Source organism: Macrococcoides bohemicum, assembly GCF_003259675.1.
GTDB lineage: Bacteria > Bacillota > Bacilli > Staphylococcales > Staphylococcaceae > Macrococcoides > Macrococcoides bohemicum.
In genome coordinates this window covers 146,784-160,609 of sequence record NZ_PZJG01000006.1, presented here as the reverse complement: position 1 = coordinate 160,609, position 13,826 = coordinate 146,784, and the positions used below count along the sequence as shown (strand labels likewise).

13 protein-coding genes and 1 pseudogene are annotated in these 13,826 nt (G+C 35.4%); 3 read left to right on the top strand and 11 right to left on the bottom strand.

Annotated features, from left to right (window positions below):
* The first annotated feature begins 337 nt into the window (after nucleotides 1–337).
* Nucleotides 338–760 carry a YgzB family protein gene (locus BHX94_RS10275; protein WP_111746446.1) on the top strand — a complete coding sequence of 141 codons (423 nt, stop codon included), beginning with the start codon at nucleotides 338–340 and terminating at the stop codon, nucleotides 758–760.
* A 28-nt stretch (nucleotides 761–788) separates the two neighbouring features.
* On the opposite strand, the gene perR is transcribed toward BHX94_RS10275, so the two are convergent.
* The 3 genes from perR to BHX94_RS10260 all read right to left on the bottom strand — a co-directional run bounded on the left by perR (nucleotide 789) and on the right by BHX94_RS10260 (nucleotide 2,796).
* The gene (perR, locus tag BHX94_RS10270; RefSeq protein ID WP_096075961.1) at nucleotides 789–1,247 is read right to left on the bottom strand and encodes a peroxide-responsive transcriptional repressor PerR; all 459 of its coding nucleotides are present in this window, start codon (nucleotides 1,245–1,247) and stop codon (nucleotides 789–791) included.
* Between the two features lie 130 nt (nucleotides 1,248–1,377).
* On the bottom strand, nucleotides 1,378–2,328 hold the full coding sequence (locus BHX94_RS10265) for an NAD(P)-dependent oxidoreductase (protein ID WP_111746444.1): 951 nt from the start codon (nucleotides 2,326–2,328) through the stop codon (nucleotides 1,378–1,380).
* Between the two features lie 12 nt (nucleotides 2,329–2,340).
* Complete coding sequence (locus BHX94_RS10260) at nucleotides 2,341–2,796, bottom strand: peroxiredoxin (protein WP_111746442.1); 456 nt, start codon at nucleotides 2,794–2,796, stop codon at nucleotides 2,341–2,343.
* Nucleotides 2,797–2,876: 80 nt separating this feature from the next.
* Between BHX94_RS10260 and BHX94_RS10255 the strand changes: the two genes are divergently transcribed.
* The gene (locus BHX94_RS10255; RefSeq protein ID WP_111746440.1) at nucleotides 2,877–4,175 is read left to right on the top strand and encodes a glutamate-1-semialdehyde 2,1-aminomutase; all 1,299 of its coding nucleotides are present in this window, start codon (nucleotides 2,877–2,879) and stop codon (nucleotides 4,173–4,175) included.
* Between the two features lie 54 nt (nucleotides 4,176–4,229).
* The gene (locus tag BHX94_RS10250; protein WP_111746438.1) at nucleotides 4,230–5,315 is read left to right on the top strand and encodes an FUSC family protein; all 1,086 of its coding nucleotides are present in this window, start codon (nucleotides 4,230–4,232) and stop codon (nucleotides 5,313–5,315) included.
* A gap of 25 nt (nucleotides 5,316–5,340) precedes the next feature.
* Here the strand turns inward: BHX94_RS10250 and BHX94_RS10245 are convergent, their stop codons facing one another.
* The 8 genes and pseudogenes from BHX94_RS10245 to mutY form a co-directional block, all read right to left on the bottom strand.
* On the bottom strand, nucleotides 5,341–5,946 hold the full coding sequence (locus BHX94_RS10245; protein ID WP_111746436.1) for a DNA-3-methyladenine glycosylase: 606 nt from the start codon (nucleotides 5,944–5,946) through the stop codon (nucleotides 5,341–5,343).
* A 118-nt stretch (nucleotides 5,947–6,064) separates the two neighbouring features.
* The gene (locus BHX94_RS10240) at nucleotides 6,065–7,387 is read right to left on the bottom strand and encodes an ISL3 family transposase (RefSeq protein WP_009374086.1); all 1,323 of its coding nucleotides are present in this window, start codon (nucleotides 7,385–7,387) and stop codon (nucleotides 6,065–6,067) included.
* 159 nt (nucleotides 7,388–7,546) lie between these two features.
* Nucleotides 7,547–9,187: a mercury(II) reductase gene (merA, locus tag BHX94_RS10235; protein ID WP_111746434.1), complete on the bottom strand. Its 1,641-nt coding sequence runs from the start codon at nucleotides 9,185–9,187 to the stop codon at nucleotides 7,547–7,549.
* 28 nt (nucleotides 9,188–9,215) lie between these two features.
* Nucleotides 9,216–9,608 carry an Hg(II)-responsive transcriptional regulator gene (merR, locus tag BHX94_RS10230; protein WP_001863748.1) on the bottom strand — a complete coding sequence of 131 codons (393 nt, stop codon included), beginning with the start codon at nucleotides 9,606–9,608 and terminating at the stop codon, nucleotides 9,216–9,218.
* Nucleotides 9,609–9,881: 273 nt separating this feature from the next.
* Nucleotides 9,882–10,154 (bottom strand): annotated as a pseudogene (locus BHX94_RS10225) (glutamate synthase-related protein); the annotation flags it as partial.
* A 135-nt stretch (nucleotides 10,155–10,289) separates the two neighbouring features.
* Nucleotides 10,290–12,035, bottom strand: coding sequence for an ABC transporter ATP-binding protein (locus BHX94_RS10220; protein WP_111746430.1), 1,746 nt, complete (start codon nucleotides 12,033–12,035; stop codon nucleotides 10,290–10,292).
* 47 nt (nucleotides 12,036–12,082) lie between these two features.
* On the bottom strand, nucleotides 12,083–12,631 hold the full coding sequence (gene ntdP / locus BHX94_RS10215) for a nucleoside tri-diphosphate phosphatase (RefSeq protein ID WP_096075953.1): 549 nt from the start codon (nucleotides 12,629–12,631) through the stop codon (nucleotides 12,083–12,085).
* Nucleotides 12,632–12,703: 72 nt separating this feature from the next.
* Nucleotides 12,704–13,747: an A/G-specific adenine glycosylase gene (mutY, locus tag BHX94_RS10210; RefSeq protein ID WP_111746428.1), complete on the bottom strand. Its 1,044-nt coding sequence runs from the start codon at nucleotides 13,745–13,747 to the stop codon at nucleotides 12,704–12,706.
* Nucleotides 13,748–13,826: the final 79 nt, after the last annotated feature.

Below are 13,826 nucleotides of genomic sequence, written 5' to 3'. Positions count from 1 at the left end.
TTTATTATATTACATCGATATGAACATAGTTTCAAGTGCAAGTTTTACACTTTTTCACTTTGTTATTTTCAATGTCTTAAAGCTGTGCATCGCTTGTTTTCAGCGACTTTTATATCTTATCAAGATGTATTGCTTTCGTCAATACCTTTTATTAATTTTTTTATCTTTATTTAGTCTTTTAATATAGACTATAGTAATTCCTTTTAATGATACTATCTTATCTTAGTATTTATTCTATCTGTTTCTTACGTTCTTTAATAAAGAATATACAGTTAAGAGAGATAATCATTTATTAATATGATATAATGCTTTTCAGTATTATATAGGAGATGATGGTTTGAAATTATTCAATAAAAAACCGACAAGTAAGATTAACCGTATCCGTTCATGGGCACTCGGCTTAATCTTCCTGGCAATGATCGTAATGTATATCGGTTCTGCAATTTTTTACTTTTACCATAGTCAACTAATCTTTTCTCTGTTCTTATTATTAGGAACGATTCTTTTCTTAATTAGTTTCGTTGTTTATTTCTGGATTGGAATGCTTTCAACGAAGACCATTCAGGTGCGATGTCCAAACTGTGACCACTATACTAAAATGTTAGGTCGTGCTGATATTTGTGCAAACTGCAATCAGCCACTTACGTTAGATCCTGCATTAGAAGGAAAAGAATTTAATGAAGATTATAACAACGCAAGAAAAAGTAAAGCATTAGAAGAAAAAGAGAAACAAGCAGCTAATAATGATAGTAACTTTTAGTAAACTAAATATTTAAAAAAGGAAATCGCTATTTGCGATTTCCTTTTTTGTTCATACATTCTGGACATACACCATAAATCTCCATACGATGATGAGTCACTGCAAAGCTAGTAATATGTTGAGCGATATTCTCTACTTCATCAAGTCTTGGATAGTGAAAATCAGTAATCTTGCCACATTCACTACATATAACGTGATAGTGGTTATCTGTTTCAAAATCAAAACGACTTGCTGCATCTCCATATGTGAGCTCTTTAACTAAACCACTGTCTTTAAAAACTTTTAAATTGTTATAGACAGTTGCTACACTCATGTTCGAAAACTGTGGAGATAACGCTTTATATATTTCATCGGCAGTAGGATGACTATTAGATTCAATTAAAAATCTAAGTACTGCCTGTCTTTGCGGTGTTATTCTCACGCCAGTTTTTCGTAAACTTTGAATCGCATCGTCAAGCATATGTTCCATATTCAATTCAGCTGACATCATAACACCCCTTTCCTACTTTATATTAATTCTATTTTACATTCTTTTTTTCAAAAATGTCAAATAGGCAATTTCGGGATGCAATTTTAGTCCTAAGTATCCTGTTTATTTAATGCTGTTATCGATGAGCTTAATATCCCTTTGAAACATCGACTTTATTCACAAAATCCGCTTCGTTTTCTATGCCAACAGACAAATTCTTCTTAAAGATTTCTGTAGCTCGTCGGTTGTAATGAACACTGTTCCCAGTAATATGCGGTGTCATAATAACATTGTCTAATGCATAAAGGGAATTTGTCGGTTCAAGTGGTTCATTGTAATATACATCTAAACAAGCTTTTCTTATAACTTTATCCTGCAAGACTTTAATAAGTACTTCTTCTTTTGTAACTGTTCCTCTTCCGACATTTATAAATAAAGCATCCTCACCCATCGCCTGAAAATCTTCTATCGTTAGTAAATCTATTGTCTTCTCTGTCTCAGGCAATACATTGATGATAATATCTGACTGAGCAAATGCTTTTTCTCTGTCATTTATTGCATATACTTCATCAAATCCTGTGATACCTCTACCATCTGTATTAAGACCAATTACTTTCATGCCGAAAGCTTTTGCGATATGTGCTGCATATTGCGGGATTTCACCTGTTCCGATAAAGGTAATCGTCTGTTCAAATAACTCTTTTTGACGAATCTTTGTTGTATATCCTTTTTCTTGCTGTAATTCATAGTAAGAAATAACATTTTTATAATCAGTCATAATATAGCTGAATATGTACTCAGAAATCTGGATTTTATGCACACCACGCGCATTGGTCAATATAATTCCTTTGTCATTGATAAGTGATAATGGCAATTTATTAACACCTGCCGCATACCATGCAATCCATTTTAAGTTTTTTGCCTTATTGATGATTGTTTCATTCAACTTAGAATCATAAGTAATGATGACTTCCATCGTTTGAATATCCTCATCTGTTAAACGATCAAATCCTTCACGCTGGATAAATTGGTGTTCTGGATATTGGTCTGCTAATTCGTCTATCAATTCTTTTAGATTAATCGTAGAAATCACTTTCATATCTTTCTCTCCTTATCGTAAAACCGACTGAATATCTTCCATTTGTTGTTTCATCTTAACACCATCAAAATATGCAATAACTTTGTTATCTTCATCCAGAATAATCGTAGTTCTTACAATTCCCATCGCTTCTTTGCCAAATGATTTTTTCAAACGATAAATACCAAGTGCTTCTGAATACTGATAGCTATCATCAACAAGTAAATCAAATTTCAAATTGTGCTTCTTAATAAAATTCGTGTGTTTCGTTTTACTATCACCGCTCACACCATATATTTTCGCACCCAGTTCATTTAAATCTTCCAGATGATCATTAAAATCACACGCCTGTGTTGTACATGTCGGTGTATTATCTCTCGGATAAAAATATAATACCGTCTTTTGTCCTAATAACGATTCATTCGTTACTACTTCTCCATTTTGATTTTCCAGTGCAAATGCAGGTAAATTATCTCCAATTTTCAACATTTTAATCCTCCTAATCAAATTTTTATTAACTCTATGATAGACTAGTAGACGAAAATACTAAACAAAAAGAGGTTGATAAAATGAATTTTACAAATTCTGAAAAAATACAAAAACGCGCAAATGAAGCGATCCTTGGTGGGGTTAACTCTCCATCGCGTTCATATAAAGCAGTTGGCGGCGGTGCTCCGGTAGTGATGGCTCGTGGTGAAGGTGCTTACTTCTATGATGTTGACGGTAATAGATATATTGATTATTTAGCCGCATATGGACCAATCATTACAGGACATGCGCATCCTCATATTACTGAAGCGATTAAGCGTGCAGCTGAAAATGGCGTGTTATATGGAACGCCGACTGAACACGAAGTTGTGTTTGCTGAAATGCTAAAAGAAGCAATTCCTTCTTTAGAAAAGGTCCGTTTCGTAAACTCTGGTACTGAAGCAGTAATGACAACAATCCGAGTAGCGCGTGCATTCACGAAGCGTGATAAGATTATTAAATTCGCCGGCTGTTATCATGGACACTCTGATTTAGTACTAGTTGCTGCAGGTAGTGGCCCGTCACAACTCGGAACGCCCGATTCTGCAGGTGTACCAAAAAGTGTGGCACAAGAAGTGATTACTGTTCCATTTAATGATATTGAACAATTTAAAGAAGCATTCCATCACTTTGGCGATCAGATTGCTGGCGTCCTTGTTGAACCGATTGTTGGTAACTTTGGAATCGTTGAACCTAAAGAAGGATTTTTACAAGCAGTAAATGATATCGCCCATGAACATGGTGCTTTAGTGATTTACGATGAAGTAATTACCGCGTTCCGCTTCATGTATGGTGGTGCTCAGGATCTTTTAGGTGTAAAACCCGACTTAACAGCATTTGGTAAAGTCATCGGCGGAGGATTACCAATCGGTGCGTATGGTGGCCGTCAGGACATTATGGAGCATGTGGCACCACTCGGACCAACATATCAGGCAGGTACGATGGCAGGTAATCCATTAAGTATGCAGGCAGGTATCGCGTTACTTGAAGTCATTAAGCAAGATGGTGTCTACGAAGAACTAGATCGTCTCGGTAAAATATTGGAGGACGGCATGTTAGCGCTTATCGATAAATATAATATTCGTGCCACAATCAACCGTTTAATGGGTGCAATGACCATCTACTTTACCGATGAAAAAGTTGTCAACTATGAACAAGCAGAAAACACTGACGGTGAAGCGTTTGCCAAGTTCTTTAAATTGATGCTGAACCAAGGTATTAACTTAGCACCATCGAAATATGAAGCATGGTTTATCACAACTGAACATACTGAACAAGATATTCAAAATACATTAAAAGCTGTAGAAAACGCTTTTATGTCAATGACGGTTGAAAAATAATTGAAATTCATGTATAAGTGTACTATCAACCAAATAATGAGGTAGAGCTATCAAATGAAATTAGGCGCACGTATTTTTAAAACCGGCATCGCTATTATCATTTCTTTATTCATTGCACATGCAATTGATGCACCTGGTGCAATTGTAGCTGGAATTTCAGCACTTTTTGCTATGCAGCCCAACGTCTATCGATCATTTAAGACGATCATCGAACAGTTTCAAGGAAACATTATTGGTGCAATATTAGCAGTAATTATGGCGCATTTATTCGGATTCCATATTATCATTATCGGTATTACATCCATTATATTAATTTCCATATTACAAAAATTAAACTTATCTCATGTGACGGGTCTCGCTGTTGTAACACAGTTAATCATAATGGATCATCAAGATGGTGTTTTCTTTTTATCAGCTATTTATCGATTCACTTTTGTGATGATCGGCGTGGTAAGTGCCTTTGTAGTGAATACACTGTTTTTTCCACCTAAGTTTGAAACGAAGATGTATTATAATTGTCTGAACATCAGTAGCGATATTTTTAAGTGGATACGACTTGAAATTAATGGATCTACAGAATTTCATGCAGTAAAACGTGATATCGATGATATTCGAAGCAGAATTGAAAAAGTAGAGGAACAATATAATCTATATAAAGAAGAACGTGCTTACTCAAAAAAAGGAAGTATTCGTAACTTAAGAAAAAAAATTATCTTTAAAGAAATTATTTTAGCGACTAGACGTGCACATGATGTTTTACGTAAATTACACCGTTATGAAAATGATGTAATTAACTTACCAGAAGATTTAAAAGTTCAGATTAAATTTGAACTTGATGAATTAATGACGATACATGAAGAAATTTTAATGCGCGTAACTAAGAAAGTTCCCGCAACAAAAATTGATGAAAATTATATGATCAATGAAGCATTTAAAGAAAATATTCTTGATGCTTTCTTGAGAGAAATTGAACAACAACAATTACCTGAATATAGTAAAGAACATGTTTTAATTGTAATCGGGACTATTTTCGATTATCGAGACCGTCTAGAACATCTCGATCGCATCACTCATAGTTTCTATAAATATCATAAAGAAGATAAAAAGATTACGATAGTAAACGAAAATATCGATTATTAAAAAAGCAGTCATATGACTGCTTTTTTTATGCTTTCCAGCCATTTTTCTCTTCAGGTTTAACTCTGTCTTTTGAAACGTAAGGATTGCCCTTTACGGTAAATCGGTATAAATATTCTACTGCTTCTTCTTTATTATCGATTCCGATACGTTTGCTTTCTATTATTTGCACTGGCATCCTACCTTCTGATAACTGAATAGGTCCTTCATTTAACCGTGTGCCATTATGTAAATCGCGCTTAACGCCTAAACTTTGTGTTAGTTTCCCTGGACCATCAGTTAAATTTACTGCTCTGCCACGACGCTCAATCATCGTATCTATCCCTTCTTCAGGTTCAATCGCTCTTATCAATACTCCTTCTGGTATTGTAGCATCACGTGTAATAAAATTCATGCAGTGATGTCCATGCATCGTATAAACATATACACCACCGTATTCTCGATACATCATTTCATTCTTCTTCGTACGACGTAACTGGTAAGCGTGTGCTGCTTTATCCTTTTCTCCTAAATAGGCTTCTACTTCAGTAATATATCCGCTTGTAAGCTTGCCGTCTATTTCCGTAGTAATTTTTTTACCGAGTAAATTTTTTGCAGCTAAAAGCGTATCATCCTTAAGAAATGTTAAATCCATATCCTTCACCTCACTACTTCATTTACCCTTACAATATCTTGATATGCAAATTTAATTTAGACACAATTAAGAAACCATTTAAAAAAATGGGTATTCGGATTTTATGGTGGAAAAGGGCTTATAAATCACCCTTCTCCAAATTCTTAATAAGTGTGGAAAAATCGACACCAAAGTTGTCTGTAATGTCGTGATCATTCACTTCATACCAATTGAAAGTATCGTATAACATAGCTTTATTGAAAGCACTTGAATTAAATCGTGGCTTACGCTTTTTATGGAGCTTCTCATTGAAAAGGATTTTGGCTCGTAAGGCATCAAACGAGTAACCTCTACCCATTCGCTCTACCTGCCTAATAATGCTGTTAATTGACTCCGTATAAGCATTAGTGAGCCTTTTATCAAAGTAGTTGAATATTTCGACATGCCAGTTGTCTACGGCTCTCACGAGGTCTTTATATGCGTCTTTAGAGTTGCTGGACATACAACGGTGTCTCCATTGACTATAACGAAGATGACCTTCATCTGGATCAGGAGTATCCCATATCCAGTAAAACTCTTCTTTGAGTTCATAGGCTTCTTTTAAAGCAGGAAGATTACCTAACCAAGTATCTAAGAGGAATGATTCACGTTCATTTAGATCGTGTTTACGCTTTAGAAGGATAAACCTTTCACGCATAAGGGTACGTCTTTCTTTTTGGCTCATATGGGCTTTCAAAGACTTTCTGACGTTATCTAAGGCTTGATTAGCCATTCTAACTACATGAAACTTATCTACGACAACTTTAGCGTGTGGAAGGATAGTGTTCACTGCGTCTTTGTAGGGCTTCCACATATCCATTGTGACGTACTCAATGTAAGTCCTGTCACTGATTTCTGAAAGACGTTGGATGACTGTTTCCTTGTTACGGTTAGGCTTGATGTCATAAATAGTCCTGCGTTCAATATTAGTCAATACAAGCCGAGGTCTACGGATAATATGTATCTCGTCTATCCCAAGCCACTTAGGAGTTTCAAACTGGTATTCACGTTCTTTGAGTGCCACATAGTCCTTAAAAACGTTCCTAATGGTTTTCTCGTCAACACCAACGCTTTCTGCGACTTCTACAAAGGTCTTAGACATGGATTGCTCTTGAATGGACTTTAAAAGCCTTTTGGTCATACTACGCTTTTCATCTACAGATATTAGGCGTTCCCAGAAGGTAGATCCGCATTCACGACACTTGTATCGTCTACGGTTCAATTGTAAGCCCACTCGCTTTAAACGAATGGGCAAATCCATAATTAGTTGATTTCTTGAACTGTGTTTGTACAACTTGTCAAAACCACATTCAGGACAACGTTCAGGTGGTCCGACTGCTTCAACTTTAAACATCATATCGGTTTCATTTTCTTGTGGCGGTTCTATTGTTTTAATGTCTGGTAGGGATAATAAGTCTGACATATTATTCATCCTTTATTACTCTGCGGTGTTAAGGTATCAATTATAGATTTGATGTCGAAATCATCAGTGTTAAATTATTTTTGTGACCACAAATGCACTTAGAAAATCCCTTAAAGCATTAGCTGGTTCACTTGAATAGGGAGTTGTAAAAAAGTTCCCTTAGCCTGCACAACAAGATAATTTCGAAATATCTTTATCGAACGTAAGTGCAGCTAATTTTAGCCCTTCAGCCATTGTTAAATATGGTGCTAGGGTTTCTGTTAAATCTTCTATCGTTAAGCCAAATTTAACAGCTAATGATGCTGCATAGATGACATCTCCTGCATTCTCAGATACAATATGAACCCCTAATACTTTTAGTGTTTCTGCATCTGCTACTAGTTTAAATACACCGGTTGTTTCACGGTTTACAATTGCTCTTGGAACAGCATCTAAAGGTAATACAGATGTCTTCACATCATACCCTTTCTCTTTTGCTTGTTCTTCTGTTAAACCAACCGTTGCAACCGTCGGATTCGTAAACGTAACAGCAGGAACTACCGATAAATCTATTTTTTTGTTTAATCCACCAATAGCATTATCAGTAATAATTCCACCTTCATAGGCTGCTACATATACAAATTGTGGTCCTAAAGTCACATCTCCTGCTGCATAAATCTTTTCATTACTTGTTTGACCAAAATCATTGATCAGGATTTCATTATTTTTTCCAGTTTCAACACCTGCTGCACTTAAATTTAAAGAATCCGTATTTGGTTTTCTTCCAGTGGCAACAAGTAACTGATCTGATTCAATGACTTCTCTACTGCCATTTACTGTTACGTAAACCCTTTTTATCTCTCCACTTTGTTCAACACGCTCAAAAGTTGCCCCTTTGACAAGGTTTATACCCTGTTCAATTAACGCTTTTTCAACTGACTCTGAAATCTCAGGATCATACTCCTTTAAAAGTCGCTCACTTCTTTGCATAAGCGTTATTTCTGAACCTAAATGATGAAATAGTTGTCCAAGCTCCATTCCAATGTATCCTGAACCAATTACAGTTAATCGTTTTGGTATTTTCTTTAACTCAAGAAGTGTTGTACTAGTTAAATAGTCCATTTTTTCAAGTCCTGAAATTTGGGGCAACGAAGGCGATGCACCTGTTGCAATTAAAAAGCGTTTTGCAGATAACTTTGCCCCATTGACCTCAACCGTACTAGCATCAACGAATTTTGCTTCACCTTTAATTAAATCAAAATTATATTCATCAATTAAATCCATATATTTTTGATTCCGAAGTTCGCTCACCAATTTATCCTTTTGCGTGATTAAACTAGCTAAATCCACTTCTCCAGCGGATGTTTGTAAACCTATAAACGGATTGTCTTTTGATAAATGATTGATTTCCCCTGCCCTAAGAAGAGTTTTTGACGGAACACAGCCAATATTCACACAGGTTCCCCCAACCGTTCCACGCTCAATCATTCCAACTTTTGCACCGTATTCTATAGCTTTAATTGCCGAAGAAAAGGCAGCAGCACCAGAACCAATAATAAGAAGGTCATAATTGTCTTCATTAATTAACGCCACGTTTTCTAGTGATGATACTTCTTCAATTTCTCCGGCTTGGTAATTTGCTTCATCAATCGCCTTTATTGCACTTTCAACCTCAATATCATCGGGCAGTTCAAATACTGCTTCACCACGACGATAACTAGACTCAATATTTTTAGCACCTATCTTTTCAAGTACTGATTCTACGTGTTTTTCACAACCCGTACAAGTCATTCCTGAAATGTTTACCTTAAATTTATTCATAAAAAAGCTCCTTTCGTTAATTAATCTCTCATGTTAATGTTTCTATTATTGGACACGAATGTAATTGCTTTTCATCTGGACATCGTTGTTTTAAGTCGTCTAACATAGTTTCAATTCGTTTTAAATCCTCTATTTGTTTTTGCACTTCCTTTTGTTTTTTAGAAACAAATTCGAACATATCTTGACAACGAACTTCATCTTTATCTACAACACCAAGTAATTTATAAATCTCGCTTAAAGAAAAACCAAGTTCCTGTATTCGTTTAATAAACCCAACACGCTTAACGTCATCATATGAATATATCCGATAACCAGCTTCCGTTCGGTGAGGTTCTTGTAATAAATTTTTTCGCTCGTAATATCTGATCGTTTCTTTATTAACTCCACATTTATCTGCAAACTCACTAATGCGATAAATCATCTTATTTCACCCCATGAATATTATAAACCGTGTACCATAGTACACGGTCAAGTAAATTGGACTATTTTATTTTTTCCCAAAGTATCACTCGTATGTGATTGATACTTTTATATAATACTATTGATTATCCTAACATCCCACCAGAAAATCCGATTTAAACACCAGTTGTTTTTAAACTATTAAGAAAGTAATTCCACTATATATTCCGAAGACCCAAAAAAATAAATTAAAAGTAAAAAGCGATAAACCCAAATTGAATTTATCGCTTACCATTTAAACCGCTTCTTTTAAAGGTTTATACATTCTATTCACGTACTGTTCACCAGTAATAATCTCACCATTTTCAGTACGATATAATAAGTGTTTCGCTGTAATTTGTGTAGGACTTTCAACAACTAAATCTTTCTCTTTATCTGGAACAGTTGTCGCTACTCCCACAGGACAGTCATTCGTATGACATTGTTGGGCCATAATACATCCGACACTCATCATCATCGCACGGGCAACTTGAACTAAGTCTGCGCCAAGCCCAAGTGCAATCACAACAATCAGTATCAGTATCAGTATCAGTATCAAAAGAATTGTATCCACAATCTATTGAATCGTTTGTAACAAGTCCACAAAAAATACCCCCTATGTATGATAGATATATCATACAATAGAGGGCTCAAACACGCCACACTATTCTGCTTCTAAATGCTGAATAGAATATAAATTGTAATAATGTGAACGGTTATTCATTAGTTCCTGATGCGTACCAATTTCAACAATCTCACCATTCTGAATCACGACAATCTTATCTGCATGTGTAATCGTAGATAGTCTGTGTGCAACTATCACGGTTGTTCTATCTTTCGATAACGTTTCCAGTGCTTCCTGTATAACCGCTTCACTTTCAAGATCAAGTGCACTTGTCGCTTCATCCAGAATTAATATCGGTGGATTCTTTAGGAATACACGTGAAATAGCTACACGTTGTTTTTGACCACCAGATAATTTAACACCACGTTCACCAACTTCTGTGTCGTAACCATCCGGTAAACTCATGATAAAATCATGAGCATTAGCAAGTTTTGCTGCATAGATCATTTCTTCTTCTGTCGCATTTGGTTTACCGAGTAATATATTTTCTCTGATTGATTCAGAAAACAGTATATTATCCTGCATGACCATGCCAATTTGTGTTCTTAAACTTTCAATTGAATAATCCTTTAAAGGTACGTGATCAATTTCAATTTCACCGCTTGTCACATCATAGAATCTTGGTATTAAACTAATCATCGTTGACTTTCCGCCACCACTCATACCTACAAAAGCTACAGTTTCACCGCTAGTGATATCTAGATTGACATGATGTAACACTTCTTCATCATTTTCATTATATTTAAATCCTACATTTTTAAATGTAATATCACCGTGCTGAACTTTGATATCACGCGCATGCGGTTCATCTTTAACATCATATGGCTCATCAAAGAGCTGGAACATACGGTCCATCGAAGCTAAACTTTGTGTCAGCGTCGTTGATGATGATACTAATCGACGTAACGGTCCGTATAAACGGTCGAGATAGGCGATAAATGCTGCTAAACTACCTACTGTTAAGTCACCTTCAATCACGAGATACGCACCAAACCCTACAACAAGCAGCGGACCGATATCCGTAATCGTATTGATGACTGCGAAACTTTTCGCATTCCATTTCGTATGGTCAGTTGCTTTCTTCAGGAAATTTTTATTGCGTTTATTAAATCGTTCATTCTCTTCCTCTTCAATTGCAAAGGTCTTGATAACAGTCATACCCTGCACACGTTCATGTAAGAAACCTTGTACTTCTGCTAGAGACTGACTTCGTGCACGTGTTAATTTGCGGAGATTACCAAAGAAGTAATAGATACTAAACATGTAGAAGGGGAAGACGATCAATGAAATTAATGTTAATTTCACATCCATCGTAAACATAATTGCAAGTGCGATGATGATTGTAACAAGATCCAGCCAGACATTCATCAATCCAGTAACGATGAAGTCTTTCGTTGACTCTACATCGTTAATTACACGTGAAATAACTTCTCCAACTTTATTGTTAGAATAAAATCTGACACTTAGTGCCTGCAAATGTTTATATAGTTTCTTTCTAATATCATACAATATTTTGTTACTTGTCCACTGTGCTAAATATTGTCTATAATATTCTACAGGCGGACGGATGACAACAAAGATAAACCCAAAGATTAATATTACATTCATCAATGCTGACTTTTTCTCTTCAATTGTCATGGCACCATTACTGATTACATCATCGATCACATATTTAATCAGTAATGGAATCATTAAAGGTATACCAAACTTCAGAATTCCGATGGCAATGGTCAAAATAATCAACATCCAGTAAGGTTTAACAAACTGCATATACCGTTTTATCATATTAAAACTCCCTTAACAAAATTAAATCAACCTAATGATAGGTTGATTTAATCTTTCATTCTTTTCTGGAAATGAAATCGCTCTTGCCAGACCTTTATGAAATCCGGCGCAAATGGTCCCTTTTTCCTCTCAATCCATTGCTGCAAAATATCAACGTTTCGCCTTAGGATTTCATCAATCTCTTTTGGATAGTTCATCTGTTTCATATGCTGTTCATATTCATCTTCATCCAATAAGTGATACTTACCATTAGGATAGACTTTAATATCTAAATCATAATCAATGTATTTAATGGCTTCTGTATCGTAAATAAATGGTGATGATAAGTTGCAGTAATAATACACACCATCTTCTCTAAACATACAAATGACATTAAACCAATACTCTGAATGAAAATACACGATAGCTGGTTCTCTTGTAACCCATGTTCTACCGTCACTTTCAGTTACAAGTGTGCGATTATTACCCCCAATGATAACATGATTCGTCCCTTTTAAAATCGTTGTTTCAGACCAGACTCTGTGAATTTTCCCATTATGTTTATAACTTTGTATCTGCACATTCTGGCCTTCATTTGGTATGGATTCTTTGACCATATTCCACACCACCTATAATTTATAATATTTGCATTTTAAATTATAACATAATAAAGGCCTCAATAAACGAAATTAAACTTGATGATTGTTATCAATATAATAATTAAAGATTTTAGTCATCGATACCGGAAAATTATATAAATTTTTATCTTCAACTGAAATGAGTTGATAGTTTTCAGGTAGGATATCTTTCGTATGTGCAATATATACTTCAAGCTGCCATTCTAGATGTGTAAATTGATGTTTCGTCTTAACTATTGGTGTGTCTTCAATAAACAATGACATATCCATTTGTTCTTCAATATCACTTACATGTGTATCCATTTCAAACATCGGAAACTGCCACATCGATGCCAGTAAACCTGTTTCAGGTCGCTGTTCAATAATGATCTGTCCATCCTTTTGGATAATCAGAACTTTATATTGCTGAACAGTTTTCTTAACTTTTTTCAACTTAACTGGTAAATTCAATACACTTCCTTCTTCAAAAGCCACGCAGTGACTTTGAACGGGACAAAGCATACATAAAGGGGCTTTCGGAGTGCACACCGTTGCTCCCAGTTCCATCAACGCTTCATTGAAGTCACCTGCTGCTTCCGGCATCACTTCCATTACTTTCGATTCAAAATGACGTCGTGCTTTTGAATTAGTTATATCAAAGTGATCATTATCGAGTCTTGCAAATACACGATATACATTGCCATCCACTGCCGGTAATGGATGATTAAATGCAATACTCATCACTGCGCCCTGTGTATATGGACCAACACCTTTTAATGAGATGAATGTAGTCGGGTCATTCGGTACTTCACTATTGTAATGTTCTTTTACATCACGAATTGCCTGATGGAAATTTCTAATGCGTGAATAATAGCCCAAACCTTCCCAATATTTTGCGACATCATCAATCGGTGTTTCAGCAAGTATATCAATACTCGGGAAACGCTCGATAAATCTTGTGTAATAGGCACGAACAGTATTTACTTGTGTTTGTTGCAGCATGACTTCAGACAACCATATTTTATATGGGTCTTTCGTCTCACGCCAGGGCATCTGTCTTTTATTTTGTTCAAACCAGTTTAATAAATCTTTACTAAACGTTGCTTTATGTTTCATAACAACCAACTTTCTAAATTTATTGTTAATTCGATTAATTTCGTTCATGCTTCTATGAACTTTCGCTTATAATAGTATA